Origin of the sequence: Micromonospora costi, from assembly GCF_003626655.1 — a bacterium.
In the GTDB taxonomy this organism is placed as follows: domain Bacteria; phylum Actinomycetota; class Actinomycetes; order Mycobacteriales; family Micromonosporaceae; genus Micromonospora; species Micromonospora costi.
This window is the reverse complement of record NZ_RBAN01000002.1, coordinates 1135496-1162376: the sequence shown is the minus strand read 5'-3', so window position 1 is coordinate 1162376 and position 26881 is coordinate 1135496. Positions and strand designations below refer to the sequence as shown.

General features: G+C 72.6%; 18 protein-coding genes and 1 tRNA gene. 16 read left to right on the top strand and 3 right to left on the bottom strand.

The genetic code is table 11. The features are described 5' to 3' along the window. The first annotated feature begins 213 nt into the window (after window positions 1–213). From D7193_RS16430 to D7193_RS16355, 15 genes are all read left to right on the top strand, one after another. Window positions 214–1728 (top strand): sugar ABC transporter ATP-binding protein, encoded by a 1515-nt coding sequence (locus D7193_RS16430; protein ID WP_174242649.1) that lies wholly within the window; start codon window positions 214–216, stop codon window positions 1726–1728. Continuing rightward, window positions 1725–2852 (top strand): ABC transporter permease, encoded by a 1128-nt coding sequence (locus D7193_RS16425; protein ID WP_120780311.1) that lies wholly within the window; start codon window positions 1725–1727, stop codon window positions 2850–2852. Before D7193_RS16430 ends, D7193_RS16425 begins: the two co-directional genes overlap by 4 nt. Before the next feature lie 93 nt (window positions 2853–2945). After that, the gene (locus tag D7193_RS16420; protein WP_120780310.1) at window positions 2946–4004 is read left to right on the top strand and encodes a substrate-binding domain-containing protein; all 1059 of its coding nucleotides are present in this window, start codon (window positions 2946–2948) and stop codon (window positions 4002–4004) included. A gap of 55 nt (window positions 4005–4059) precedes the next feature. Beyond that, window positions 4060–5247, top strand: coding sequence for a Gfo/Idh/MocA family protein (locus D7193_RS16415; RefSeq protein ID WP_377456351.1), 1188 nt, complete (start codon window positions 4060–4062; stop codon window positions 5245–5247). Between the two features lie 620 nt (window positions 5248–5867). After that, window positions 5868–7037, top strand: a complete 1170-nt coding sequence (locus D7193_RS16405; RefSeq protein WP_120780307.1) for an inositol-3-phosphate synthase — start codon at window positions 5868–5870, stop codon at window positions 7035–7037. Next, window positions 7021–7989, top strand: a complete 969-nt coding sequence (locus D7193_RS16400; protein ID WP_120780306.1) for an SCO3242 family prenyltransferase — start codon at window positions 7021–7023, stop codon at window positions 7987–7989. Before D7193_RS16405 ends, D7193_RS16400 begins: the two co-directional genes overlap by 17 nt. Next, complete coding sequence (locus tag D7193_RS16395; RefSeq protein ID WP_120780305.1) at window positions 7986–9032, top strand: sugar phosphate isomerase/epimerase family protein; 1047 nt, start codon at window positions 7986–7988, stop codon at window positions 9030–9032. Before D7193_RS16400 ends, D7193_RS16395 begins: the two co-directional genes overlap by 4 nt. Window positions 9033–9141: 109 nt before the next feature. Next, window positions 9142–9762: an EboA domain-containing protein gene (locus tag D7193_RS16390; protein ID WP_120780304.1), complete on the top strand. Its 621-nt coding sequence runs from the start codon at window positions 9142–9144 to the stop codon at window positions 9760–9762. After that, window positions 9762–10616: a TatD family hydrolase gene (locus tag D7193_RS16385; protein WP_120780303.1), complete on the top strand. Its 855-nt coding sequence runs from the start codon at window positions 9762–9764 to the stop codon at window positions 10614–10616. The genes D7193_RS16390 and D7193_RS16385 overlap by 1 nt, the downstream gene beginning before the upstream one ends. Next, the gene (gene eboE, locus D7193_RS16380; protein WP_120780302.1) at window positions 10616–11872 is read left to right on the top strand and encodes a metabolite traffic protein EboE; all 1257 of its coding nucleotides are present in this window, start codon (window positions 10616–10618) and stop codon (window positions 11870–11872) included. Before D7193_RS16385 ends, eboE begins: the two co-directional genes overlap by 1 nt. Next, the gene (locus tag D7193_RS16375; RefSeq protein ID WP_120780301.1) at window positions 11869–13302 is read left to right on the top strand and encodes an alkaline phosphatase family protein; all 1434 of its coding nucleotides are present in this window, start codon (window positions 11869–11871) and stop codon (window positions 13300–13302) included. The genes eboE and D7193_RS16375 overlap by 4 nt, the downstream gene beginning before the upstream one ends. Further along, complete coding sequence (locus D7193_RS16370) at window positions 13299–14366, top strand: polyprenyl synthetase family protein (protein ID WP_120780300.1); 1068 nt, start codon at window positions 13299–13301, stop codon at window positions 14364–14366. The genes D7193_RS16375 and D7193_RS16370 overlap by 4 nt, the downstream gene beginning before the upstream one ends. Before the next feature lie 297 nt (window positions 14367–14663). Continuing rightward, on the top strand, window positions 14664–17534 hold the full coding sequence (locus D7193_RS16365; RefSeq protein WP_120780299.1) for a PQQ-dependent sugar dehydrogenase: 2871 nt from the start codon (window positions 14664–14666) through the stop codon (window positions 17532–17534). A 76-nt stretch (window positions 17535–17610) separates the two neighbouring features. After that, the gene (locus D7193_RS16360; RefSeq protein WP_120780298.1) at window positions 17611–19725 is read left to right on the top strand and encodes a ThuA domain-containing protein; all 2115 of its coding nucleotides are present in this window, start codon (window positions 17611–17613) and stop codon (window positions 19723–19725) included. A 325-nt stretch (window positions 19726–20050) separates the two neighbouring features. Then, on the top strand, window positions 20051–21058 hold the full coding sequence (locus D7193_RS16355) for a sugar phosphate isomerase/epimerase family protein (RefSeq protein WP_120780297.1): 1008 nt from the start codon (window positions 20051–20053) through the stop codon (window positions 21056–21058). A gap of 69 nt (window positions 21059–21127) precedes the next feature. Here D7193_RS16355 and D7193_RS16350 read toward each other — a convergent pair whose 3' ends face one another. The 3 genes from D7193_RS16350 to D7193_RS16340 all read right to left on the bottom strand — a co-directional run bounded on the left by D7193_RS16350 (window position 21128) and on the right by D7193_RS16340 (window position 26315). Next, complete coding sequence (locus D7193_RS16350; RefSeq protein ID WP_241562998.1) at window positions 21128–22198, bottom strand: sugar phosphate isomerase/epimerase family protein; 1071 nt, start codon at window positions 22196–22198, stop codon at window positions 21128–21130. Window positions 22199–22298: 100 nt separating this feature from the next. Next, the gene (locus D7193_RS16345) at window positions 22299–25643 is read right to left on the bottom strand and encodes a ThuA domain-containing protein (RefSeq protein WP_120780295.1); all 3345 of its coding nucleotides are present in this window, start codon (window positions 25641–25643) and stop codon (window positions 22299–22301) included. Window positions 25644–25922: 279 nt separating this feature from the next. After that, complete coding sequence (locus D7193_RS16340; RefSeq protein WP_120780294.1) at window positions 25923–26315, bottom strand: hypothetical protein; 393 nt, start codon at window positions 26313–26315, stop codon at window positions 25923–25925. A 282-nt stretch (window positions 26316–26597) separates the two neighbouring features. On the opposite strand from D7193_RS16340, the gene D7193_RS16335 reads away from it, so the two are divergent. Then, window positions 26598–26673: transfer RNA gene (locus tag D7193_RS16335), tRNA-Asn, on the top strand. The last annotated feature ends 208 nt before the right edge of the window (window positions 26674–26881 follow it).

The window sequence follows — 26881 nt, the reverse complement described above, 5'->3', positions numbered from 1 at the left end:
AGCCCCGCAGTCGCGAACGGTGGGTGGCTCGCTGAGCGCGAGGAGTGAGTCGGGTTTGCGAGCCCCGCAGTCGCGAACCGGGCAGGCACAGGGACTGAACCGGAGGGAAGCGTGGTGAGCGAGCCGGGAACGGACGCCGCGGACGGCGTCCCGGAGAGCGCGACGGTGGACGCGCCGCTGGTCGAGGCGCCGGCCGACGCGGTGGCCGGTGAGGTGGTGCTGCGCCTCACCGACGTGGTCAAGACCTTCCCGGGCGTACGCGCCCTGGACGGGGTGCAGCTGGAGGTCCGGGCCGGCGAGGTGCACTGCCTGCTCGGGCAGAACGGCGCCGGCAAGTCGACGCTGATCAAGGTGCTGTCCGGGGTGCACCAGCCGGACTCGGGCCAGATCGAGTGGCGTGGCGAGCCGGCCGCCTTCACCAACCCGCAGGCCGCCATGCGTGCCGGCATCGCCACCATCTATCAGGAACTCGACCTGGTCGAGGACCTGTCCGTGGCGGAGAACGCGTTCCTCGGTCACGAGCCGCGGCAGCTCGGCTTCGTACGCCGTGGCCAGATGGCCCGGCGTACGCGGCAGATCCTCGGCCGGCTCGGCCACGGCGAGATCCCGCCCAACCGGATGGTCCGTTCCCTGCCCGCGGCCGGTAAGCAGGTCGTGAGCATGGCCCGGGCGCTCTCCCACGAGGCGCGACTGATCATCATGGACGAGCCGAGCGCGGTGCTCGCCCACGACGAGGTCGGCAACCTGTTCCGGATCATCCGGGAGCTGACGGCGCAGGGCATCGCGGTCATCTACATCTCCCACCGGCTGGAGGAGATCCGCGAGATCGGCGACCGGGTCACCGTCCTCAAGGACGGCCGGACCACCGCCGCGAACCTGCCGGCCCGCGACACCCCGACCCGCGACCTGGTGAGCCGGATGACCGGCCGCACCATCGAGTACGTCTTCCCGGATCGCCCGGCCGACGCGGAGCCGGCGGGCGGTGACCTCCTGGAGGTGGAGGGTCTGACGCGTGCCGGCGAGTTCGCCGACGTGTCGCTGCGGGTGCGGCCCGGGGAGATCGTCGGCATCGCCGGGCTCGTCGGTTCCGGCCGCTCCGAGCTGCTCGAAACCATCTACGGCGCGCGGCGGCCCGAGGCCGGCACCGTGCGGATGGCCGGCCGGCAGCTGCGCCCCGGCAGCGTGGGTGCGGCGGTACGGGCCGGCATGGGCATGGCCCCGGAGGAACGCAAGAGCCAGGCGCTCCTGCTCGGCGAGCCCATCTACCGCAACGTCACGCTGGCCACGTTCGGCCGGTACGCGCGGGGCGGGTTCACCGACGCCGGGCGCGAGCGTGCCGCGGCGGATCAGATCGCGGACAGCCTGGAGCTGCGCCCCCGCGACGTCCGCCGGCCGGTGCGCACCCTGTCCGGCGGCAACCAGCAGAAGGTGGTGGTCGGGCGCTGGCTGCTCGGCGACACGAAGCTGCTGCTGCTCGACGAACCGACCCGGGGCGTGGACGTGGGCGCCCGGGCCGAGCTGTACCAGGTCATCCGGTCCCTCGCCGAGCGGGGTGTCGGGGTGCTGCTGGTCTCCAGCGAGGTTCCCGAGGTGCTCGGCCTGGCCGACCGGGTGCTGGTGATGCGGGAGGGGCGGGTCGTCCGCGAGGCCCCGGCCGGCGAACTCGACGAGAACACGGTCCTCGACCTCGTCATGGCGGGGTCCCTGATGGAAGGCGCACCGGCATGAGCGAAGCAACGCCCACCTCCACCGCCGCGCCGGACCGGGCGGCGAAGCTGCCGGCGCAGTCGCCGCCGGTGGACCCGGCCGAGACGGCGGCCGCCGCGGACCACGCCGTGTCGGGTGGCCGGCTGTCCTGGTGGCGCGGTGAGGGCGGTGAGGGCGCGAAGCGCAACCTCGGTCTCATCGCGGTGCTGGTGGCGCTCGTCGTGATCGGGGCGCTGACCCGGCCCGACCTCTACTCGAACGCCGACTGGGTGTGGGCCAACACCCTCACCATCCTGAAGCTGGCCTCGGTGGTCGGTGTGGTCACCGTCGGGATGACCTTCGTCATCATCGGTGGGGGCATCGACCTCTCCGTCGGCGCGATCGTCGCGCTGGCCGGGGTCTGGGCCACGACGGTGGCCACCCAGAGCTACGGCGCCGGCGGCATGATCTTCTGCGCGCTCACCGTCGGCCTCGGCGTCGGCCTCGTCAACGGGCTGCTCATCTCGTACGGCCGGCTGGTGCCGTTCATCGCCACCCTGGCGATGCTCGTCGCGGCCCGCGGTCTGGCCGCCGAACTCTCCGACAAGCAGACCCAGGTGTCGAACAACACCACGATCAACGACATCGCCAGCACGAACCTGCTCGGCATCCCGCTGCTGGTCTACATCCTCGCGGCCGTGGTGATCGCCGGCTGGGTGCTGCTCAACCGCACCACGTTCGGCCGGCGCACGGTGGCCGTGGGCGGCAACCCGGAGGCGGCGCGGCTGGCCGGCATCAACGTCAAGCGGCACACCGTGATGCTCTACGCGCTCTCCGGCCTCTGCTGCGGCATCGCCGCGATCATGCTCACCGCCCAGGCGACGTCGGCCCAGGCGGCGATGGCAAACCTCTACGAGCTGGACGCGATCGCCGCCGCGATCATCGGCGGCACGCTGCTCAGCGGCGGGCGGGGCACGATCATCGGTTCCCTGCTCGGGGTGATCATCTTCTCGACGATCACCAACCTCTTCGCGATCAACGGCCTGACCAGTGAGGCCCAGAACATGGTCAAGGGCGGCATCATCGTCGCGGCCGTCCTGGTCCAGCAGGTGCAGTTCCGCAGTCTCACCCAGTTCCTCGGCCGTAACCGGCTGACCACCACCTGACCCACCGCAGCACACCGGGCCACCGCGCAGGCGGCGGTGGCCGGACCTCGCACACCCTTTCCACTCCCACACCGCGAATATCAGGAGGTCGTCATGACCCAGAACAGTCGCGACCTGTCCCGCCGTCGCCTGCTCTTCGGCGGGGCCGCCGTCGGCGCCGGCGTGCTGCTGGCCGGCTGCACCAGCAACGAGACCGAGCCCACCGCCGCGCAGACCAAGGGCGCCGACGCGGCGGCCAGCGGCAACGCGGCGCCGGGCCAGAAGGTCGTGATCGGCTTCTCCGCGCCGGCCGCCGACCACGGCTGGCTCGCCGCGATCACGACCAACGCCAAGGCGCAGGCCGCGGCGTACTCCGATGTGGAGTTCAAGACGGTCGAGGCCGGCGCGGACGCGGCGGCCCAGCGGGCGGCGCTGTCCACGCTGATCTCGCAGAAGCCGAACGTGATCGTGATGCTGCCGCACGACGGCAAGGAGCTCAACGCGGCCGGTCTGGAGGCGATGAAGGCCGGCATCCCGGTGGTCAACCTGGACCGGGCGTTCCCCGACGCGCTGGCCTACCGGCTCCAGATCAAGGGCGACAACTACGGCATGGGCGTCGCCGCCGCCAACTACATCGTGGCGCAGCTCAAGGCCAAGGGCGTGAGCAACCCGGTCATCGGTGAGATCCCCGGCATCGACTCCCTGGAGCTGACCCAGGAGCGCTCGAAGGGCTTCGCCGACACCCTCGCCCAGAACGGGCTGCGGGTGAGCAACCGCCGGCCGGCCGAGTTCACCGCGGACTCGGGCCAGCAGGCGGCGACGGGGCTGCTCCAGGCGCTGCCGAAGATCGACGCGATCTGGAACCACGACGACGACCAGGGAATCGGCGTGCTGGCCGCGATCAACCAGGCCAACCGCAAGGAGTTCTTCATGGTCGGCGGCGCCGGGTCGAAGAAGGCGATGGAGGACATCCAGGCGGACAACACCGTCCTGAAGGCCACCGTCACCTACAGCCCGTCGATGGCGTCCTCGGCCATCTCGCTGGCACGGCTGATCGGCCAGGGCAAGGGCATGTCCGACCTGGTGGAGCTCCAGGTGCCCAAGGAGATCATCCTCGCCTCCGAGACGATCACCAAGGAGAACGCGAGCAACTACCTCAAGCTCGGGTTCTGACACATTTGGGGGGAGACCCACCTTGTCCACGACAGACAACCAACTGCGGGTCGGCATGGTCGGCTACGCGTTCATGGGCGCCGCGCACTCGCAGGCGTGGCGCACCGTGAACCGGGTGTACGACCTGCCGGCGCGGGCCCGGATGGCGCTGATCTGCGGCCGGGACACCGGGAAGGTGGCCGAGGCCGCCGACCGGCTCGGCTGGGACGCGTACACCACGGACTGGCGTGACCTCGTCAACCGGGACGACATCGACGTGGTCGACGTCTGCACCCCGGGCGACAGCCACGCCGAGATCGCGCTCGCCGCGTTGGCCGCCGGTAAGCACGTGCTGTGCGAGAAGCCGCTGGCCAACACGGTGGAGGAGGCGAGGGCGATGGCCGCTGCGGCGGCCACGGCCCAGGCCGCCGGGGTGCGGTCGATGTGCGGGTTCAACTACCGCCGGGTGCCCGCGGTCACGATGATGCGCCAGCTGGTCGCCGACGGACGGCTCGGGGTGATCCGGCACGTCCGCGCGGCGTATCTGCAGGACTGGATCGTCGACCCGCAGTTCCCGCTGGTGTGGCGGCTGCAGAAGGACAGGGCGGGCTCGGGCGCGCTCGGCGACATCGGCGCCCACATCATCGACCTCACCCAGTACGTGACCGGCCAGCGGATCACCGGCGTGAGCGCGGTGACCGAGACGTTCGTCAAGGAACGGCCGTTGCCGGGAGGGTCCAGCGGACTGGCGGCCACGGTCGACGGTTCGGTCGACGGCCAGGGGCCGGCCCTCGGGCAGGTCACGGTCGACGACGCCGCGGTCTTCGTGGCCCGGCTCGACGGCGGGGCGCTGGCCACGTACGAGGCGAGCCGGTTCGCCACGGGCCGGAAGAACGCCCTGCGGGTGGAGATCAACGGCTCGCTGGGCAGCGTGGTGTTCGACCTCGAGCGCCTCAACGAGCTGGAGTTCTACGACGCGACGCGGCCGACCGCCGAGCAGGGATTCAGCCGCATCCTGGTGACCGAGGGCGATCACCCGTACATGTCGGCGTGGTGGCCGCCGGGCCACATCATCGGCTACGAGCACTCGTTCACGCACCAGATGCGCGACTTCATCGAGGCCATCGCCACGGGGGCCGACCCGGCTCCGTCCTTCGCCGACGCCCTCCAGGTCCAGCTCGTTCTGGATGCGGTGGGCCGCTCGGCGGACCTCGGTTCCTCCTGGACGGAGGTGGAGCCGGCGCTGACCGCCGTGGCGGTCTGACCCGTCCCGGCCCGGTCGGGCGTGTCCCGGCCGGGCCGCCAGCCCTGATCCGTCCGCGGTGGCGGCCACGACGCCGGCACCGCCCCGAGAAGGCTTTCCGGACCGACCGGCGAGGGCCGGCCGCGGTTGCGCCCCGCTGCCGGAACGAGGTCGGGTCCGGAGGGCGTGCACCCGGGCCGCACGGCCCGGCGACGCACGAGCCAGGACGGCCGTCCGGTGCGGCCGGACCGGGATTCCCCGGCCGCACCGGAGGGCCGCCACCACCACGACGACGACGTTCCGGAGGGGCCGATGCCCGTTTCCCACGTGACCGTCACCGACCAGCTCCGCCGGCCGACGGCGGGCCGCGACCGCTGAGACGTCCCGGCCGGGGCGGCACCGCCCCGACCCGCGATGCGGGGGAGGCAGGGTCGAGACGCCGACCGACCCTGCCTGCCAGCCCCGTCCGTCCGTACCCGCACCGGGCCGGTCCGGCGCCGTCGCCGCCGACTTCGACGCCGGATCCTCCGGGACGGACGGACGGACGGGGCCCACCCGAACACATCCATATCTTTCGGAAGCAAATTCTGATATCAATGTAATTCGATGCAGAACGGTCTCCTGATCGGGGAGGGAGCGCCATGCGAACGGGTGTCTGGCTGGTGGGGGCGCGCGGCTCGGTCGCGACCACGAGCATCGTCGGAGGGCTCGCGCTGCGGGCCAATCTCGCCGGGCCGACCGGCTGTGTGACCGAGCTGCCCGACCTGCGCGGTCCCGCGCTCCCCGCCTTCGCCGACCTGGTGTTCGGCGGCCACGACGTGGTCACCACCCCGCTGTGCAAGCGCGCCGAGGCTCTCGCCTCCGCCGGCGTGATCCCCGGCCGGCTGGTCGCCGCGCTGCCCGACGAGCTGGCGGCCGTCGAGGAGGAGCTGCGACCCGCGCCGAGCGGGGACACCCAGGCCGACCGGGCCGCCGCCGCGGTCCGCGACCTCGCCGGCTTCCGCGACCGGCACGACCTCGACCGGGTGGTCGTGGTCAACGTCTCGGCCACCGAACCCGCCGCGCGGCCGCACGCCGCGCACAGCGACCCGGAGGCGCTGCGCGCCGCGCTGTCCGGCCCCGACGAGGTGCTGCCGGCCAGCTCGTTGTACGCGTACGCGGCACTGGAGGCCGGCTGCCCGTACGTCGACTTCACCCCGTCGACCGGTGCCCGGTTGCCGGCGCTGCACGCGCTGGCCGTCGAGCGGGGCCTGCCGTACGGCGGGCACGACGGGAAGACCGGGGAGACCCTCGTGAAGTCGGTGCTCGCCCCGATGTTCGCGATGCGGAACCTCGCGGTGCGCTCCTGGTCCGGGGTGAACCTGCTGGGCGGCGGCGACGGCGCCAACCTCGCCGACCCGGCCGCCAACGCCGCCAAGGTCGAGAGCAAGCAGCGAGTGCTCGGCGAGACGCTGGGCTACGTGCCGCAGGGCGACACCCGGATCGACTTCGTCGAGGACCTGGGCGACTTCAAGACCGCCTGGGACCTCGTCACCTTCGCCGGCTTCCTCGGCACCCGGATGCGCATGGAGTTCACCTGGCACGGCTGCGACTCCGCGCTCGCCGCACCGCTCGTGCTCGACCTGGCCCGGCTCACCGCGGCCGCGCACGCCGCCGGCCGGGTCGGTCCGCTGACCGAGCTGGCCTTCTTCTTCAAGGATCCGCTCGGCGCGCCCACGCACTCGCTCGCCGAGCAGTGGGCACTGCTGACGGGCTTCGCCCGGGCCCTGCACGCCGCCGCGCCGGGGAGCGCCGATGGCCACGCTGCCTGACCTCGTCGAGCTGGTCCGCGCGCCGGCCGCGCTCTCGGTGCCCGGTGACGTGGTCGCCGGCGCCGCCGCGGCCGGTGCACTCGACCGGCGTACGCCCGCCCTGGCCGGCGCCTCCGTGCTGCTGTACTGGGCCGGGATGGCCGCCAACGACTGGGCGGACCGGCGGCTGGACGCCGTGGAACGGCCCGAACGTCCCATCCCCAGCGGCCGGGTCAGCCCGGGCGCCGCGGTCGGTCTCGCGGCCGGCCTCACCGCCGCCGGCCTCACCGTGGCCGCCGCCGCGGGCGGCCGGCGTGCCGCCGCGGTCGCCGTACCGCTGGCCGCCGCCGTGTGGGGGTACGACCTGCGCGCGAAGAACACCGCCGCGGGCCCGGCCGTGATGGCCGCCTGCCGCGGCCTGGACGTGCTGCTGGGCGCCAGCGGCGGGCGGCTGACCCGGGCGCTGCCGGCGGCGCTCACGGTGGCCGCACACACCTGGACGGTCACCGCGCTCTCCCGCCGGGAGGTCACCGGCACCGACCCGGCCCTGCCGCTGGGCACCCTCGCGGGCACCGCCGTGGTCGCGGCGAGCGCCGCCACCGTGGCCCGCGTCCCGGGCCGCGCGGCGTTCCGGCGACGGGCCTCCACCGCGCCGGCCCCGGCTGGACGGCGCGGGCGGCCGGCCACATCGGGGCCGGACGACGCGCCGGCGTCCCGGTGGGCCACCCTCGCCGCGCTGGTGCCCGCGGGCCTGGCCGCCTGGTACGCCGTCGGCTACGGTGCCGCCCAGGCCCGGGTGGTGGCCGAGCCCAGCGCCGGCCGCGTCCGTGCGGCGGTCGGTGCCGGCATCACCGGACTGCCGGCCCTGCAGGGCGCCCTCACCGCGCGCGGCGGGGCCCGCCTGCTGGGGCTCGCGGTCGCCGCCGCCGCGCCGTTGGGCCGGCGCCTGGCCCGGAAGGTCTCCCCGACATGACCGCCCCGCCGCCCCGCTCCGCGCCCGACCGCGCACCCGCGGCCGGGGCGGCCGGCACGGGCGTCGACGGCGGCCCGGCGCCCCGTTTCGGGTACGGCACCAACGGCTTCGCCAACCACCGGCTCGACGACGCGCTCGCCGTCATCGCCGACCTGGGGTACGTCGGGGTGGCGCTCACCCTGGACCACGACCACCTGGATCCGTTCGCGCCGGGGCTGGCCCGCCGGGTCGCCGTGCTGGGCCGCCGGCTGGACGCGCTCGGGCTCGCCGTGGTGGTCGAGACGGGCGCCCGCTACCTGCTCGACCCGTGGCACAAGCACGCGCCCACGCTGCTGCACGACGACCCGACGCGGCGGGTCGAGTTCCTGCGGCGGGCCGTCCGCGTCGGCGCCGACCTGGGTGCGGAGGCCGTGTCGTTCTGGGCCGGCGTACGCCCCGGCACGGTGCCGCCGCGCGCGGCCTGGGACCGGCTGGTGGCCGGCTGTGCCACCGTGGTCGACGCCGCCGACCGGGCCGGCGTGCGGCTGGGCTTCGAACCGGAGCCGGGCATGCTGGTCGAGGACATCGCCGGCTGGCGGAAGCTGCGCACGGCGCTCGACGACCCGCCGTGTTTCGGCATCACCCTCGACATCGGACACTGTCGGTGCCTGGAGTCGCTGTCGGTGTCCGGGTGCGTGCACGACGTGGGGGAGCACCTGGTGAACGTCCAGATCGACGACATGCGCCGGGGCGTGCACGAGCACCTCGAGTTCGGCGAGGGTGAGATCGACTTCCCGCCGGTGCTGCGCGCCCTCACCGACGCCGGCTACCGGGGCCTCGTCGCGGTGGAACTGCCCCGGCACTCGCACGCCGCGCCGGCGGTGGCGGCCCGGTCGCTGGAGTTCCTGCGCGCCGCGGCGGCCCGCGCGCGGGCGCTGCCACCCGGCGCCGAGCCGCCCGTCCCGCCCGCCCGCACGGCGGCCGCGGACGCGCCGGCCGGCCCGCCCCACAGCTCTGCACCCACGGACGCACCGCCGAGCGGAAAGGCCCCGGTGCGGATGTAGGCGCAGAGCGAGAGGGGCCCGGCCCGCGACGGCTGGACCAGGCGCGACGCCCGGGCACCCACGGCGACACGCGCAGGCTCCGGGAGGAGCGGCGCCGAGGGGAGGCACGATGACAGCGGACGAGCTGCGGGCGGCCCTGCGGGGCGTACCCGATCCGGACTGGCTGGACGCCGCGCTGCGGCGGGTGGCGGGCGAGCCGGACGCCATCACCCGGTTCTTCCCGGCCGCCGGCCGGCACTGCGGCCGGGCCGCGCTGCCGGACGCGCCCGGCTGGACCGCCGACGAGGCGGCCCGGGCCGTGCTGCTGACCGCGCTGCCCACCGACCACGCCCGGTACACCGACACCCTCTACCGGCAGGGTGACGCGGCCGAGAAGCGGGCCGTGCTCAAGGCCCTGCCGCTGCTGCCGATCGGCGCGGCCGCGGTGCCCCTGCTGCACGACGCGATCCGCACCAACGACACGCGGCTGCTCGCGGCCGCGCTCGGCCCGTACGCCCGGCATCTCGACGTCGCCGCCTGGCGGCAGGCGGTGCTGAAGTGCGTCTTCACCGGCGTGCCGCTGGCCGTCGTCGCCGATCTCGACGCCCGCGCCGACGGCGAGCTGGCCGTGATGCTGGCCGGTCTCGCCGCGGAACGGCACGCCGCCGGGCGGGCCATGCCCGCGGACGCCACCGACCTGCTCGACCGGCTGACCGCCGGCTCCGGCCGAACCAGCGCCAGGGAGGCGTGATGCGCATCTTCGACCCGCACATCCACATGACCTCGCGGACCACGGACGACTACGAGCGGATGGCCGCCGCGGGCGTCCGCGCCGTGGTGGAGCCGGCGTTCTGGCTGGGGCAGCCCCGCACCAGCCCCGCCTCGTTCACCGACTACTTCGACTCGCTGGTCGGCTGGGAGCCCTTCCGGGCCGGGCAGTTCGGCGTCCGGCACCACGCGACGATCGCGCTGAACCCGAAGGAGGCCAACGACCCGCGCTGCCGGCCGGTGCTCGACCTGCTGCCCCGCTACCTGGAGAAGGACGGGGTGGTGGCGGTCGGCGAGATCGGGTACGACTCGATGACGCCGGAGGAGGACGAGGCGTTCGCCGCCCAGCTCGCCCTCGCCGTGGCACACGACCTTCCGGCGCTCGTGCACACGCCGCACCGGGACAAGGCCCGGGGTGTGGAGCGCACCCTCGCGGTGGTCCGCGAGTCGGGCATCGAACCGGGGCGGGTGGTCGTCGACCACCTCAACGAGGTGACCGTGAAACTGGTCCGGGACACCGGCTGCTGGCTCGCCTTCTCCATCTACCCCGACACGAAGATGTCGCCGCCGCGGATGGTCGAGCTGCTCCGGGCGTACGGGACCGAGCGGATGCTGGTCAACTCGGCGGCCGACTGGGGACGCTCCGACCCGCTGCTCACCCGGGCCACCGCCGAGGCGATGCTCGCGTCCGGGTTCAGCGAGGACGACGTCGACCTGGTGCTGTGGCGCAACCCCGTGGAGTTCTACGGCCAGTCCGGGCGGCTCGACCTCGGCGAGCTGGCCGACGAGGCTCCCGCCACGTTCGCCGGCAACTCGATCCTGCGCGGGGGAAGCTGATGCGGCTGCGGCACGCCAGCGGCGAGACCGTCCACCTCGGCTACTGCACGAACGTGCACCCGGCCGAGGACCTCGCCGGCATCCTGGCCCAACTGGACACGTACGCCGTCCCGGTGCGCGAGACGCTCGGCGCCGACCTGCTCGGCCTCGGGCTCTGGCTGGCCGCCCCGGTCGCGGCCGAGCTGGCGGCCGACGCGACCGCCCGGGGGCGGCTGCGCACCGAGCTGGCCGCCCGGGGGCTGGAGGTGGTCACCCTCAACGGCTTCCCGTACGCGGCGTTCCAGGCCCCGGTGGTCAAGGGCGAGGTGTACCACCCGGACTGGACGACCACGCGCCGGCTCGCGTACACCCTCGACCTGGCACGGGTGCTCGCCGACCTGCTGCCCGACGACGCGGCCCGCGGGTCGATCTCCACCCTGCCGCTGGCCTGGCGCCGGCCGTGGGACGCCGACCGCGCCGACGTCTCCCGGCGCCGGCTGGACGAGCTGGCCGCCGGCCTGGCCGCGGTCGAGCGGGACACCGGCCGGCCCGTCCGGGTCGCGTTCGAGCCGGAGCCCGGCTGCCTGGTCGAGAGCACCGGGCAGGCGGCCGCCCTGCTGTCCGGCATGGACACCGACCGGCTCGGCGTCTGCGTGGACCTCGCGCACCTGGCCTGCGCCTGGGAGGAGCCGGCCGAGGCGCTGGCCCGGCTGCGCGCGGCCGGCCTGCCGGTGGTGAAGGTGCAGGTCTCGGCCGCGCTGGAGGCGGCCGACCCGGCCGGCTCGGCGGACGCGCTGCGCCGCTGGGTGGAGCCGCGGTTCCTGCACCAGACCCGCGCCGCCGGGTGCGCGGGCGCTGCCGACCCGGCCGATCCGGCGTACGCGGCCGACGACCTGGACGCCGCGCTCGACGCGGAGCTGCCCGGACGCTGGCGGGTGCACTACCACGTGCCCCTGCACGCCCCGCCGGAGGAGCCGCTGTCGTCCACGCTTCCGGTGCTGCGCGCCGCGCTGGCCGCGTTGTTCACCGGTCCGGAGGCCGGCTGCGACCACCTGGACGTCGAGACGTACACCTGGGGGGTGCTGCCGGAGGCGCGGCGGCCGCGCACCGACGCGGAGCTGGCCGCGGGCATCGCGGCCGAGCTGGCCTTCGCGCGTGACGAGCTGGTCGCGCTCGGCCTCACGCCGGGCGGCCGGTCGGGATCGGCCGGGGTGCCGGCCGTCGGGGAGCAACGGGAGCCGCGGGGCGGCGTCGAGCGGAATGAGGTGCCGGCATGAGCAGGCGACTGGTGGTCCTGGACGTGGTCGGGTTGACCCCGCGGCTGCTCGCGCACATGCCGCGGCTGCGTGCGGTGGCCGACGGCGGGTTCCGGGCGGAGCTGGGCACCGTGCTGCCCGCGGTGACCTGCTCGGTGCAGTCGACGTTCCTGACCGGTGAGATGCCGGCCGGGCACGGGATCGTGGGCAACGGGTGGTACTTCCGCGATCTCGGCGAGGTGCTGCTCTGGCGGCAGCACAACGCCCTCGTGGGTGGCGAGAAGCTCTGGCAGGCGGCCCGCCGGGCCGAGCCGGGCTACACGGTGGCCAACGTCTGCTGGTGGTACGCGATGGGCGCGGACGTGGACTGGACGGTCACCCCGCGCCCGATCTACTACGCCGACGGCCGTAAGGAGCCGGACTGCTACACCGATCCGCCCGAGCTGCACGACGAGCTCACCGCCCAGCTCGGCACGTTCCCGCTGTTCACCTACTGGGGGCCGGGCGCCGGGATCCCGTCCTCGGCGTGGATCTGCCGGGCCGCGGAGCAGATCCTCGCCGACCACGCCCCGAACCTGACGCTGGTGTACGTCCCGCACCTCGACTACGACCTCCAGCGCTACGGCTCGTCCTCGCCCCGGGCGGCGGCCGCGGCCGCCGAGCTGGACGCGGTCCTCGGCCCGCTGCTGGACGCCGCACGGTCCCGGGACGCGACCGTGGTGGCGCTGTCCGAGTACGGCATCACCGACGCCTCGCGGCCGGTGGACGTCAACCGCCTGCTGCGCGCCGAGGGTCTGCTGCGGGTGCACACGCAGGCCGGGATGGAGTACCTGGATCCGTGGACGTCGCGGGCGTTCGCGGTGGCCGACCACCAGGTCGCGCACGTCTACGTCCGGGACCCGGCGGACGTGCCGGCCGTGGCGAAGCTCTGCGCCGGCCTGCCGGGGGTGGCCGAGGTGCTGGACGCCGACGGCAAGGCCGCGTACGGGCTGGACCACCCACGCGCCGGGGAGCTGGTGCTGGTGGCCGAGCCGGACGCCTGGTTCACCTACTACTACTGGCTGGACGACGCGCGGGCGCCGGACTTCGCCCGGCTCGTGGAGATCCACCGCAAGCCCGGCTACGACCCGGCCGAGCTGTTCTTCGACCCGGCCGCCCCGGCCGCGGCCAAGCGGCGCGCCGCTGTGGCGCTGGCCCGCAAGAAGCTCGGCATGCGCTACCTCATGAGCGCGGTCGGGTTGGACGCCGGGGCGCGGGCGGTACGTGGCTCGCACGGCCGGTTGCCGACGAACCCGGCGGACGGCCCGGTGCTGCTCTGTTCGGATCCGGCGGCGGCCCGCGACCGGATCGCCGCGACGGAGGTCAAGGCCCTGCTGCTGGAACTCGCGGGGCTGTCGGGTGCCGGAGCGGCCCCGGCGGCCGGCCCGGGCGGGACCGGGGAGGCGCCGTGACGGTCACCGTGGCCCCGGCCGACACGAGTGGGCTGCGCGCCCGCTTCGACGCCGAGCTGGCCGCGTTCCTCGACCGGCAGGGGCCGGACTGGCCCGACGGCGCGCCGCGCGGCGTGTTCACGGCGCTGCAACGCTTCGTGCTGGCCGGGGGAAAGCGGCTGCGCCCGCTGTTCTGCTACTGGGGGTGGCGGGGCGCGGGCGGCAGTGACGGGACCCCGATCGTCGTGGCCGCGGCGGCGCTGGAGCTGTTCCACGCCTTCGCCCTCATCCACGACGACATCCTCGACGGCAGTGACCGCCGCCGGGGCGAGCCGTCGGTGCACCGGCTCTTCGCCGACCTGCACGCGCGCTCGTCCTGGCGGGGCGACCCGGAGGCGTATGGGCGCAACACGGCGCTGCTCTGCGGCGACCTCTGCGCGGCCTGGTCGGACCAGATGTTCCACGAGTGCGGGCTGACCACCGAGGAGGTGCACCGGGGGTACGCGGTGTTCGCGCTGATGCGTACCGAGGTGATCGCGGGGGAGTACCTGGACCTGGTCTCCGGTGTCGGGGACGGTTCGGTGGCCAGCGCGCTCACGGTGATCCGGATGAAGGCCGCCCGCTACACGGTCACCCGGCCGCTGCAGATCGGTGCGGCCCTGGCCGGCGGGCCACCGGAGCTGATGGAGGCGCTCGCCGAGTTCGGCGACCCGCTCGGCGACGCGTTCCAGCTCCGCGACGACGTGCTCGGCGTCTTCGGCGACCCGGCCGTCACCGGCAAGTCGATCCTCGACGACCTGCGCGAGGGCAAGCCCACGGTGATGATGGCGCTGGCCCGCAGCAGCGCCGACCGGGCGCAGACCGTGCGCCTGCGCGAACTCTTCGGCAACCCGGACCTGGACGCCGATGGCGCGGCCGAGCTGCGCGCGATCATCGAGTCGACCGGCGCGCGGGAGCGGATCGAGCAGATGATCCGGGTCCGCACCGAGGCGGCGCTGGCCGCCCTGGAAAGCGCGCCGGTGGACGACGAGACCCGGGCCGCGCTCGTGGGTCTCGCCGGCCAGGCGATCGACCGCCGATCCTGAATCCGGGACTTTCGACCGATCGAGCGAAAGTCCGGGCCTGATCGGCAGAAGGTATGGACACATCGACGTAGGCCACTTAATGTCGTGGCCAGCATCCCACTGTTTCGTCGAGGTGAACCGGCGGCGCGGTAACCCATCGACTGGTGACCTCCGCGCACGTGGCTCCAGTGTCGGAGCGCTCACGGCCGTCCGGGTCGGCACCTCCCCGGTGGCCCCCACCGCAACCACCGCCACGGCATCCGGCGCGTCGGCGCGCGCCCCACCCTGGCCTTCGCCCGTCAGGAAGGGACAGCCCAGATGTCCATCTCGGACAGACCCCACCACCCACCCCGACGACGGTTCGCCGCCGGCTCGGCGCTGCTGCTGGTCGCCGCGGCCGGCACGGTCGCCCTCGGCGCCGGTCCGGCCGCGCTCGGCGGCCCCACCCCGGCCCAGGCCCACCCGATCAACGCCACCGACTTCCAGCAGGTCGAGCTGGCCCGCGGTGTCGCCGAGATGGGCGAGCCCATGTCGCTGGCCGTCCTGCCCGACCGCTCGGTGCTGCACACCGCCCGCAACGGCACGCTGCGCCGCACCGACGCCGGTGGCGCCACCACCGTGATCGGGACCATCCCGGTCTACACCCACGACGAGGAGGGCCTGCAGGGCGTCGGGGTGGACCCGAACTTCGCCACCAACCGGCAGATCTTCCTCTACTACGCCCCGCCGCTGTCCACCCCCGCCGGGGACGCCCCGGCCACGGGCAGCGACTTCTCCGCCTGGCAGGGCGTCAACCGGCTGTCCCGGTTCACCCTCAACGCCGACTTCACGCTCAACCAGGCCAGCCGCGTCGACGTGCTCGACGTGCCCGCCGACCGGGGGCTCTGCTGCCACGTCGGCGGCGACATCGACTTCGACGCCGCCGGCAACCTCTACCTCTCCACGGGCGACGACACCAACCCGTTCGACTCGGCCGGGTACGCCCCGATCGACGAGCGGACCAACCGCAACCCGGGCTACGACGCGCAGCGCAGCGCCGGCAACACCAACGACCTGCGCGGCAAGATCCTCCGGATCAAGGTGAACGCGAACGGGACGTACTCGATCCCGTCCGGGAACCTCTTCGCCGCCGGCACGGCCGGCGCGCGTCCGGAGATCTACGCCATGGGCTTCCGCAACCCGTTCCGGATCAGCGTCGACAAGGCCACCGGCGTCGTCTACGTCGGCGACTACGGGCCGGACGCCGGCTCGACCAGCGCCACCCGGGGGCCGGCCGGCCAGGTCGAGTTCAACCGGGTCACCGGGCCCGGCAACTACGGGTGGCCGTACTGCACCGGCACCAACACGAGCAGCGAGACGTACAACGAGTGGGACTTCGCCACGAACGCGAGCGGCCCGAAGTTCAACTGCACGGGCGGGCCGACCAACAACTCCTTCCGCAACACGGGCCGGCCCACCCTGCCGCCGGCGCAGCCGGCCTGGATCCGCTACGGCGGTGACGCCGGCACCCCGACCGAGTTCGGCGGCGGCTCGGAGTCGCCGATGGGCGGCCCGGTCTACCGCTACAACGCGGCCAACCCCTCGACCACGAAGTTCCCGCAGTCCTTCGACGGGCAGTTCTTCGCCACCGAGTTCGGCCGTGGCTGGATCAAGCCGATCCACGTCAACGCGGACGGCTCCCGGGGCACCATCGACAGCTTCCCGTGGACCGGCAAGCAGGTCATGGACTCCGCGTTCGGCCCGGACGGCGCGTACTACGTGCTCGACTACGGCACCGGCTACTTCAACGGGGACGCGAACTCGGCGCTCTACCGCTTCGACTACGTGGGCGGCGGCAACCGGGCCCCGACCGCGGTGGCCAGCGCCAACCGGACCTCCGGCGCGGCACCGCTCGCTGTCACCTTCTCCTCGGCCGGCTCGTCCGACCCGGAGGGCGGGGCGCTGACGTACTCGTGGGCGTTCGGCGACGGCACCACCTCGACGGCGGCCAACCCGACGAAGACCTACACCACCAACGGGACGTACACGGCCACGCTGACCGTACGCGACCCGCAGGGCGCCACCGGCACCGCCAGCGTGGTGATCAACGTCGGCAACACCGCGCCCACGGTGACCATCACGAGCCCCGGCAACGGCAAGCTCTTCTCCTTCGGCGACGCCGTGCCGTTCAGCATCACCGCGACCGACCCGGAGGACGGCGCGATCGACTGCGCCAAGGTCAAGATGACGTACGTGCTCGGCCACGACCAGCACGGGCACCAGATCACCTCGCAGAACGGCTGTTCCGGCACCGTCACCATCCCGGCCGACGGTGAGCACGACTACGCGGCGAACATCTTCGCGATCTTCGACGCCGAGTACACCGACGCGGGCGGGCTCACCACCCACACCCAGCACACCCTCCAGCCGCGGCATCGGCAGGCCGAGCACTTCAAGACCTCGTCGGGGATCAACACCTTCGACAAGGCCACCGCCGAGGGCGGCAAGACCGTCGGCGACATCAACAACGGCGACTGGATCGCGTTCCAGCCGTACCAGGTGGGCAACGTGACCTCGTTCACCGCCCGGGTCTCGTCGGCCGGGGCCGGCGGCACCCTCCAGCTGCGGACCGGCTCGGCCACGGGCACGGTGATCGGCTCGGCGACGGTGCCGGTGACCGGAGGCTGGGAAACCTTCACCACCGTGACCGGCACCGTCACGAACCCGCCGGCCGGCACCACCACGCTCTACCTGACCTTCGCCGGGTCGGGCACCGGTGCCCTCTACGACGTGGACACGTTCACGCTGAACACCGGCACGGGCAGCGGCGGCACGGGCCCGATCCGGGGCCTGGCCGGCAAGTGCCTGGACGTGCGCAACGCGGCCACGGCCGACGGTACGCAGATCCAGCTCTACACCTGCAACGGGAGTGCGGCGCAGACGTGGAGTGTGACGGCGAACTCGACGGTCCGGGCGTTGGGTAAGTGTCTGGACGTGTCCGGTGGTGGGTCGGCGGACGGTACGAAGATCCAGTTGTGGACGTGTAACGGGACGGGTGCGCAGAACTGGTCGGCGCAGGCCGACGGGACGGTGCGTAACCCGCAGTCGGGCAAGTGTCTGGACGTGTCCGGCAACAACTCGGCCGACGGCACCGTGGTGCACCTGTGGACCTGCACGGGAGCAGCAAACCAGAAGTGGATCCTGCCCTGAGTTGAGCGGAGGGGCCGCCGGTCACGGCGTACGGTCGACACCGGTGGCCCCTCCCGACCGACGTTAGGAGAGCGACATGCGCAGACTCCTGCGACCCGTCCTCGGCGTGGCCACCGCCGCCCTCGCCGTCATCGCCTGCACCAGCCCGGCCACACCGGCCAGCGCCGCCGACGCCCCGTACGACGTGCTGGTCTTCTCGAAGACCGCGGGCTTCCGGCACGACTCGATCGCGGTCGGCACCCAGGCCATCCGCGACCTCGGAGCGGCCAACAACTTCACGGTGACCGCCACCGAGGACGCGGCCGCGTTCACGACCGGCAACCTCGCCCAGTACGAGGCGGTGGTGTTCCTCAACACGACCGGTGACGTGCTCAACGCCAGCCAGCAGACCGCCTTCGAGTCGTACATCGGCTCCGGCGGCGGGTACGTGGGCGTGCACGCCGCCGCCGACACCGAGTACGACTGGCCCTTCTACGGCAACCTGGTCGGCGCGTGGTTCGCCTCCCATCCGGCCATCCAGCAGGCCAACGTGAAGGTGGAGAACCGCGCCCACGCGGCGACCGCGCACCTGCCGCAGACGTGGACCCGCACCGACGAGTGGTACAACTACCGGACCAACGCCCGCAGCAGCGCCCGCGTGCTGGCCACCCTCGACGAGTCGTCGTACTCGGGCGGCGGGATGGGCGCCGACCACCCGCACTCGTGGTGCAAGACGTACAACGGCGGCCGGTCGTTCTACACCGGCGGCGGGCACACCCAGGCGTCGTACGCCGAGCCCGCCTTCCGCGCCCACCTGCTCGGCGGCATCCGCTACGCGGCCGGGCGGGCCAAGGCCGACTGCCGGCCGGAGACCGGCTACACCACCCTCTACAACGGGTCGACCAGCGGCTGGTCGCAGGCCGGGCCGGGCAGCTTCACCAACTCCGACGCCACGCTCACCTCGGTGGGCGGCATGGGCCTGTTCTGGTACAGCGCCAAGCAGTTCACCAACTACTCGCTGAAGCTGGACTGGCGCCTCGCGGGCGACGACAACTCGGGCGTGTTCATCGGCTTCCCGCCGTCGAGCGACCCGTGGTCGGCCGTGAACAACGGGTACGAGATCCAGATCGACCCCACGGACGCGGTCGACCGCACCACCGGTGCGGTCTACACCTTCAAGTCGGCCGACATCGCGGCCCGGGACGCGGCGCTGAACCCGGCGGGGGAGTGGAACACCTACGAACTGCTCGTCGAGGGCGAGCGGCTCCAGGTCTTCCTGAACGGTGTGAAGATCAACGACTTCACGAACACCGACCCTGTCCGCTCCCTCGCCGGCCACATCGGCATCCAGAACCACGGCACCGGTGACGACGTGTCGTTCCGCAACATCCGGATCAAGGAGCTCGGCGGGACGCCGCCGGGCGGGAACACCACCGTCCAGGCGGAGGCGTTCAGCTCGGCCAGCGGGGTCAGCGCGGTCGGCAAGACCGGCGCCAACGGCGGGCAGACGCTCGGCTACGTCGAGCCGGGCGACTGGGCGGCGTACAACGGCCTGGACCTGACCAACGCCACCTCGTTCCGCGCGCGGATCGTCTCCGGCGGGCCGGGCGGCACCATCCAGGTACGCACCGGGTCGCCCACCGGCACCGTGCTCGGCTCGGTGGCGGTGCCCAACACCGGCGGCTGGAACACCTTCGCCGACGTCACCACGACCCTCTCCGGCGTGCCGTCCGGGACCCAGAACCTCTACCTGACCTTCGCCGGGTCCGGCTCGGGGCTCTTCGACGTGGACGACTTCACCCTCGTGCGGGGGACCGGCGGCGGCACCCCGGGCACCGGCCCGATCCGGGGTCTCGCGGGCAAGTGCCTCGACGTCCGTAACAGCGGGACCGCCGACGGTACGCAGATCCAGCTCTACACCTGCAACGGGAGTGCGGCGCAGACGTGGAGTGTGACGGCGAACTCGACGGTCCGGGCGTTGGGTAAGTGTCTGGACGTGTCCGGTGGTGGATCGGCGGACGGTACGAAGATCCAGTTGTGGACGTGTAACGGGACGGGTGCGCAGAACTGGTCGGCGCAGGCCGACGGGACGGTGCGTAACCCGCAGTCGGGCAAGTGTCTGGACGTGTCCGGCAACAACTCGGCCGACGGCACCGTGGTGCACCTGTGGACCTGCACGGGAGCAGCAAACCAGAAGTGGGTCATGCCCTGACCTGACCCACCCACCCCGCGATCTTGCACTTTGTGCCCCGGCATACCGGGGTGAAGGCCACGAAACGGGGGCCGAAAGTGCAAGATCGCGGGGCTGGGGGGTGGGGGTTGGGGGGTTTCGCGGGCGGGGTGCGGCACCTAGAGTTGGGGGCGGCGACCGTCAACGGTGGCCGGCGGTCCCGGCGGGAGGCGCAACCCGGCGGGCGCAGGTGCGTGGCGCACCCGCCGGCGTCCGGCCACGGCCCGCCGCGCACCGGTTCGACCGGTCACCCTCGCCCCGGTCCCGCCCGTACGGAATCCCCATCACCACAGGGGAGAGAAGGACAATGGCGCGACCCATCACGCTCTTCACCGGCCAGTGGGCCGACCTTCCGTTCGACGAAGTGTGCCGGCTCGCCTCCGAGTGGGGCTACGACGGGCTGGAGATCGCCTGCTGGGGCGACCACTTCGAGGTCGACAAGGCGCTGGCCGACGACTCGTACGTCGACCGCAAGCGCGAGACGCTCGCCAAGCACAACCTGAAGGTCTGGACGATCTCCAACCACCTCGTCGGCCAGGCCGTCTGCGACCACCCCATCGACGAGCGGCACCAGGACATCCTGCCGGCGCGGATCTGGGGCGACGGCGAGCCGGAGGGCGTACGCCAGCGGGCCGCCGAGGAGATCAAGAACACCGCCCGCGCGGCGGCGAAGCTCGGCGTGAAGACCGTGGTCGGCTTCACCGGTTCGTCGATCTGGCACACGCTCGCCATGTTCCCGCCGGTGCCGCCGTCGATGATCGAGCGCGGCTACCAGGACTTCGCCGACCGGTGGAACCCGATCCTCGACGTGTTCGACGAGGTCGGGGTCCGCTTCGCGCACGAGGTGCACCCCAGCGAGATCGCGTACGACTACTGGACGACCAAGCGCACGCTGGAGGCGATCGGCCACCGGCCGGCGTTCGGGCTGAACTGGGACCCGTCGCACTTCGTCTGGCAGGAGCTGGACCCGGTGAACTTCATCTTCGACTTCGCCGACCGGATCTACCACGTCGACTGCAAGGACGCCAAGGTGCGCACCGGCGACGGCCGTCGCGGCCGGCTCTCCTCGCACCTGCCCTGGGCTGACCTGCGCCGCGGCTGGGACTTCGTCTCCACGGGCCACGGCGACGTGCCGTGGGAGGACTGCTTCCGGGCGTTGAACGCCATCGGCTACGACGGGCCGATCTCCATCGAGTGGGAGGACGCCGGCATGGACCGGCTCGTGGGCGCCCCCGAGGCGCTCCAGTTCGTGCGCCGGCTCGCCTTCGACGCCCCCTCGGCCGCCTTCGACGCGGCGTTCAGCAGCAAGGACTGACGCAGAGGTCACACGACCAGGGGCCGCATCCGGTGACGGATGCGGCCCCTGGCGTACGTGTCGAGTCCGTCAGCCCCGCAGACCCGACATGTGCTGGTAGCTGATCTCCGCGTACCGCAGCGAGCGGCCCGGGTCGGCGGCGCCGCCCGGCGCGTTGTCCTGCTCCCACATCGGGTTGTGGTAGCCCTTGGCACCCATGTTCGCGAAGAAGGTGCCGTAGTCGATGTCGCCCTCGCCGAGCGGCACCATCGCGTAACCGGCCGCGCTGGCCGGGTCGTAGGTGCCGTCCTTGGCGTGGAACAGCGGGAACCGGATGGGCTGCGCGGCGACCACGGCCAGCGGGTCTAAGATGCTGGTCTGGGTCACCCCGTCCGGGTCGGTGTAGCTGCGGAAGCGGTGCTGGGCCACGTGCGCCCAGTAGATGTCCATCTCGAACCAGACCCACTCCGGGTTGGTGCGGGCGATGAAGTACTCCAGCTTGCGGACGCCGGAGGACCGGGTCGGGCGGCCCTGGGCGTCCAGGGGGCCGCTGTCGAGCAGGAAGTTGTACGCCGCGTCGTGGTTGTGCGTGTACAGCTTGAGCCCGCGCGCGGCGGCCATCTCGCCGAAGGTGTTCCACCGGTCGACGGCGGCGTCCCAGTCGGCCTTGTAGTTGCTGCCGGTCGGGTCGCTGCCCGTACCGATGTGCGTCATGCCGAGGATCTCGGCGGTGTCGAGCGTCTGCTCGAACTGCGCGATGGTGTCCGGGGTGACGGAGCCCGGCACCGAGGCGTGCGAGCCGTTGGCCCGCAGCCCGTTGTCGTCCAGGACCTTGCGGATCTCCTGCGGCGTGATCTGCCGGCCGAGGATCGAGGAGTGCTGGGTGTAGCCCGCGAACTCGACCTCCTTGTAGCCGATCTCGGCGAGCCGGGCGAGCACCCGCTCGAAGCCGTACGGCACGCCCGTGGCGTCCGGCGCGGCGCTGATCCGGTCCCGGACGCTGTAGAGGATGATGCCGCGCTTGCCGGTCGGGACGAGCACGCCGTTGCCCGCGAAGGCGGGGGAGCCCAGGCCGGCGGCGCCGACGGCGGCCGCGCCCGCGACGCCGGCCAGAGTGCCGAGCATCCGGCGACGGCTCATTCCGTGCTGACTGTCGTTCATCTGCTGCTGCCTTTCTCGGTGCTGGTTTCCGGTGTGGATGAGGGTGCGGAAGGTGGGCGGTGGCCGCGGGACCGCCGGCGGCGGTCCCGCGGCCACGGCGTCACGGGGTGACGCCGATGCCCTGACCGGCGAACTCGACCCAGTTCAGGTTGCCGAAACCGCTGGTCGGGCCGCCGGGGACGGTGGTGAACCGGAGGTAGAGCCGGTGCGTACCGCCCGGGTCGGTGATCGGCACGCTGGTGCTCGCGTACGCGTTGTTGCCGCTGGTCGCGTTGACCACGGCGGTGGTCAGCAGCGGGCCGGTGGGCGAGTCCAGCCGCAGCTCGACGCCGAACCGGGGCTGCCCTGCCGTAGCCGCGCTGCCACCCGAGGTGCGCAGGGTGACCGACTGCATGTTGAGCAGGTTCACGGTGCCGTTGATCGCGATCCAGTCACCCGGGTCGAGGCTGCCGCGCTGCTGACCGCCACCCGTGTCGGCGCTGGTGCCGACCGTGGTGCCGGACTGGTCGGCGGCGAACTCGACCTCCTGCCGCTTGTCCTGGATGACCTGCTGGTCCACCGTGGTCAGCGCCGGCTGGCCGTTGGCCCCCCGGTCCGTGTAGGACGCGCTGACCACGCCGTAGATGTAGCCGCCGTGCGAGGCGTCGTCCGGGTCCGTGGGCAGCACGCCCGAGCAGCCGAACTGGTTGGCCTCGCCGTGGCCGTGGCTGTCGTGGCCCAGGACGAAGGTCACCTCGACCTTCGTGCAGTCCACCGGCCCGTCCTCCGGGTCGGTGACGGTCACCGACCACGGGATGGAGTCACCCCAGCTGAAGAAGCCGCCCTCGATCGGGGTGTTGACGGTGACCGTGGGCGCCGTGTTGCCGACCGTGATGGTGGTGTTGGCCGACGCCGTCTTGCCGCTGGAGTCGGTCACCGTCAGCCGGGCCGTGTAGACGCCGTTCGCGGTGTAGGTGTGGGTCGGGTTCGGGTCGACGGAGTCGGTGGTGCCGTTGCCGTCGAAGTCCCAGGCGAACGAGATGGAGTCCGCCGGGTCCGGGTCCTTCGACCCCTCGCTGCTGAAGGTCACCGTCAACGGCGCGACGCCGTTGGTGCGGTCGGCCCCGACCACCGCGGTCGGTGCCCGCAGGCCCTTGACGTAGCTGAACTTCAGCATCGCCGCGTCCGGGTTGACGTTGAAGAAACCGTCGCCGTACGTCAGCAGGTAGAAGTTGCCGTCCGGCCCCCACTTCATGTCCATGGGGTTGTCGCAGAGGAACGGCTTCGCCGGGGTGGTGGGCCCCTGGCCGCAGTTCAACACGTCGTTGATCTTCAGGATGTCACCCTGGCCGTCCAGCCGGATCTCCTTGAGCGTGTCCCGGGTGAACTCGCCGAAGAGGATCGCGCCGTCGAAGTACGCGGGGAACTTCGTCTCCGACCTCAGCTCCGGGTCGTAGTCGTAGCGCGCCGCGCCGTGCGGCCCGACGCCGCCGGTGCCCAGCTCGGGGAAGAGCACGGGGCAGGTCTGCGTCGGGGTGGACAGGTAGGACTCCGGGCAGGGCGTCGGGGCCTGGAACGAGTACCACAGCTCCGACTTCTCCACGGCCGGCAGGTCCGTCAGACCCGTGTTGTGCCGGGAGGTGTTCCGCGGCGCCGCGCAGTCGAACGGCGCGACGGGCGAGATCGGGCTGGTGGTCCAGTTCATCTCGATGTACGGCAGGTTCGGCTGCACGCACATCGGCCAGCCGTAGTTGGCGGGCTTGTCGACCACCATCATCCGACCGGTGCCCGCGGGTCCCCGGCCGACGGCCGGCGTCGAGGAGTCGGGCGAGTAGTCGGTGACGTACGCGACGTCGTTCTTGTCGAGCGTGATCCGGAACGGGTTCCGGAAGCCCATCGCGTAGATCTCGGGCCGGGTCTTGTCACCCGGGTCCTGCGCCTCCGGGAACAGGTTGCCCGCCGGCGCGGTGTAGCTGCCGTCGTCCCGCACGCTGATGCGCAGGATCTTGCCGCGCAGGTCGTTCGTGTTGGCCGAGCTGCGCCGGGCGTCCACGAACGGCGCCTGGTAGACGCCGGTGGCGCTCACCGAGTCGTTGTGCGGGGAGAAGCCGCCAGACCCGCCGCCGCCGGCCGGGGTGTCGTCACCGGTGACCAGCCAGAGGTTGTTGTGCGAGTCGAAGGCGATGTCGCCGGCCACGTGGCAGCAGGCCCCCCGGTCCACCGGCACCTGGAGGATCTTCTGCTCCGAGGCCAGGTCCAGGGTCGGGTTCTCCCCGTCGACGAACTTGAACCGGGAGAGCTGGAAGTAGCCCTTCCACACGTCCCAGGCCGCCGGGTCGGTGCTCGTGGTCGGTGCGCCGCCGGTGGGTGTGTCCAGTGGCGGCGCGTAGTAGAGGTAGACCCACCTGTTGGTGGCGAAGTCCCGGTCGACCGCCGGGCCGTACATCCCGTCCTCGCTGTGGGTGTAGACCGGGATCTGCGCGAGCACGGTGGTCTCGTTGGTGTCCGGGTCGTGCAGACGTACGCCGCCGCGCCGGTCGGTCTGGATCACCCGGCCGTCGGGGAGCACGTCGAAGCCGATCGGCTCGTTGACGTTCGGCTGGGCGCCGATGACCGTCATCTGGTAGTTGGCGAGGACGGTCGCGCCGCAGTCCCCGTCCGTGACGCCGGCCGCCCACTGGATGGCCCCGGCGAGGTGGGCGCGCAGGTCCGGGCCGCCGTAGCTCTCCGGTGTGGCGCCGAGCCCGGTGTAGAACGAGCGCCCGCCCTGGTAGTCCTTGCACCAGGTGATCGGGTGGTCGAAGCCCATGCTGCCGCCGGCGTACGTCTTCTCGTCCACCGTGGCCAGGACGTGCGAGACGCCCCGTACGTTGGCCGCGAAGTTGTACCACCGGTCGGTGGTGTTCCACCGCTCCGGCAGCGACGCCGACGCCGGGTGCACCCGGTCGGCGACGGTCACCGTGGCGGCGCTGGCCGGCGCGGGGGCGCCGACGGCGCGGGTGCCGAGCAGGTTGTCGAGGAACGACCAGCCCGGCTCCGCCTCGATGGCGGAGTGCACGCCCACGAAGCCGCCGCCGTCGCGGTAGTACTGCTCGAAGGCGGCCTGCTGAGTGTCGTTCAGGACGTCGCCGGAGGTGTTCAGGAACACCACGGTGCGGAACTGCTTGAGGTGCGGTTCGTCGAACTTCCGGGCGTCGTCGGTGACCTCCACCGTGAAGCGCCGGTCCTGGCCGAGTTCCCGGATCGCCTCGACGCCGGCCGTGGTGGCGGCGTGGCTGCCGCCGGCGGACCGGGTGAAGACGAGCACCTTGTACTCGATTCCGTTGTTCTGCGGTGCCGGCGCGGCCGCTGTCGGCGCGGCCTGTGCCGGGGTGGCCTGCTGCGCGCCGGTCGCGACGAGGGTCGCGCCGACGAGCGTGAGCAGGCCGAGGTAGGTGGCCGATCTCCGGCCGGTGTGTCTGCGCATCGAACCTCTGCTCTGGTCGGGCGGGTCCGCCTCAGCGGCCGGTACGTCGCTGAGGAGGTCGCGGGGGATGTACCAAGAGCCTGGCCAGGTTCTACGCAGGACGATATTTGCGACTGCCACTAAAGAGAAGAGGCAAGGGTCAAAAGTTTTCGTCTATCCGGCCGAACTTTCGCTCCAAATCGGAGAAAGTCTCCCAGTCGGCCGCCGGACGCTCTGACGTGCGCGGACACGCAACGGGCCCGGCCGCCGAGGTGGCGGCCGGGCCCGGAGGCGCTGTGCTCAGATCGTGTTGCTGTTGGTGCCCGAGCCGGACGGCTTGGTGCGCGGGGCGGTGGTGGCGGACGAGGTCGAACCGCTGCCCGACGAGCTACCGCCGGACTTCGCACCGACGGTGGCCGGCGTGCCGGCGAGCGCGTCGTCGACGGCCGTCAGCTCCTTGTTGCCGTTGCCGCCCAGCTTCTCGCCCAGCTTCGTCTGGCCGAGCTTGTCCTTGCCTTCGCTGTAGAGCCGGGTCGCCTGAGCCTGCGCGACGCCCGCCGCCTCCTGGACGGTGGGGTGGTCGAGCACCTTGCGGCCCCGCATCACCAGCTCCTCGTACTTCTCCCGGCCGGCACGGGCGCCCAGGACGAATCCCGCAGCCAGCCCGCCAAGAAACATGATCTTTCCGCGCATGGCGGCTCCTTCCGTACCTGACGCGCCGTCGCCCCGCCGGCATACCCCGACGGGCGCGACCAACTCGCGCCTGCGTCCTGTCGTACGCAGCTAACTACCCATCCTGCTCTGCGCTCATGCCTGCTTGTGCCGTGATGACGATTTGTCCGGATTGCCGGGCGGGTTCCCATCGCTGCGGGCGTCCGATGAGGCCGGTAACCCCCTGGACCAACACCCCCGGGAGTCCTGTACTCTTGTCCCCGTCGCACGACGTCGGAGAGATCCGCCGCCCGTGCGGTGCGGTCCCCTGTAGCTCAATTGGCAGAGCAGCCGGCTGTTAACCGGCAGGTTATTGGTTCGAGTCCAATCGGGGGAGCCACCCCACACAACGCCCGCCGCCGCAAGGCCGCGGGCGTTCCTGCATCCCCACCCCCTCACGCGTCCCCCGCGCGCCCCCCGTGCCCTCCCCGCGCGGCCCTCGCCCCGATCCTCCCGCCCCCGCGATCTTGCAGTTTTGGCCCCGGCAAAGGGTGCATACGCCTCAGGTGAGGGGCAGAAAGTGCAAGATCGCGGGGAGGGTGGCGGGG

What these genes read in the sequence shown, in the direction of transcription:
- eboE (WP_120780302.1), top strand. Translation starts at nt 10,616, where the DNA reads ATGCGGCTGCGGCACGCCAGCGGCGAGACCGTCCACCTCGGCTACTGC.
- D7193_RS16355 (WP_120780297.1), top strand. Translation starts at nt 20,051, where the DNA reads ATGGCGCGACCCATCACGCTCTTCACCGGCCAGTGGGCCGACCTTCCG.
- D7193_RS16360 (WP_120780298.1), top strand. Translation starts at nt 17,611, where the DNA reads ATGCGCAGACTCCTGCGACCCGTCCTCGGCGTGGCCACCGCCGCCCTC.
- D7193_RS16425 (WP_120780311.1), top strand. Translation starts at nt 1,725, where the DNA reads ATGAGCGAAGCAACGCCCACCTCCACCGCCGCGCCGGACCGGGCGGCG.
- D7193_RS16375 (WP_120780301.1), top strand. Translation starts at nt 11,869, where the DNA reads ATGAGCAGGCGACTGGTGGTCCTGGACGTGGTCGGGTTGACCCCGCGG.
- D7193_RS16405 (WP_120780307.1), top strand. Translation starts at nt 5,868, where the DNA reads ATGCGAACGGGTGTCTGGCTGGTGGGGGCGCGCGGCTCGGTCGCGACC.
- D7193_RS16400 (WP_120780306.1), top strand. Translation starts at nt 7,021, where the DNA reads ATGGCCACGCTGCCTGACCTCGTCGAGCTGGTCCGCGCGCCGGCCGCG.
- D7193_RS16415 (WP_377456351.1), top strand. Translation starts at nt 4,060, where the DNA reads ATGGTCGGCTACGCGTTCATGGGCGCCGCGCACTCGCAGGCGTGGCGC.
- D7193_RS16385 (WP_120780303.1), top strand. Translation starts at nt 9,762, where the DNA reads ATGCGCATCTTCGACCCGCACATCCACATGACCTCGCGGACCACGGAC.
- D7193_RS16350 (WP_241562998.1), bottom strand. Translation starts at nt 22,198, where the DNA reads ATGAACGACAGTCAGCACGGAATGAGCCGTCGCCGGATGCTCGGCACT.
- D7193_RS16365 (WP_120780299.1), top strand. Translation starts at nt 14,664, where the DNA reads ATGTCCATCTCGGACAGACCCCACCACCCACCCCGACGACGGTTCGCC.
- D7193_RS16340 (WP_120780294.1), bottom strand. Translation starts at nt 26,315, where the DNA reads ATGCGCGGAAAGATCATGTTTCTTGGCGGGCTGGCTGCGGGATTCGTC.
- D7193_RS16345 (WP_120780295.1), bottom strand. Translation starts at nt 25,643, where the DNA reads ATGCGCAGACACACCGGCCGGAGATCGGCCACCTACCTCGGCCTGCTC.
- D7193_RS16395 (WP_120780305.1), top strand. Translation starts at nt 7,986, where the DNA reads ATGACCGCCCCGCCGCCCCGCTCCGCGCCCGACCGCGCACCCGCGGCC.
- D7193_RS16390 (WP_120780304.1), top strand. Translation starts at nt 9,142, where the DNA reads ATGACAGCGGACGAGCTGCGGGCGGCCCTGCGGGGCGTACCCGATCCG.
- D7193_RS16420 (WP_120780310.1), top strand. Translation starts at nt 2,946, where the DNA reads ATGACCCAGAACAGTCGCGACCTGTCCCGCCGTCGCCTGCTCTTCGGC.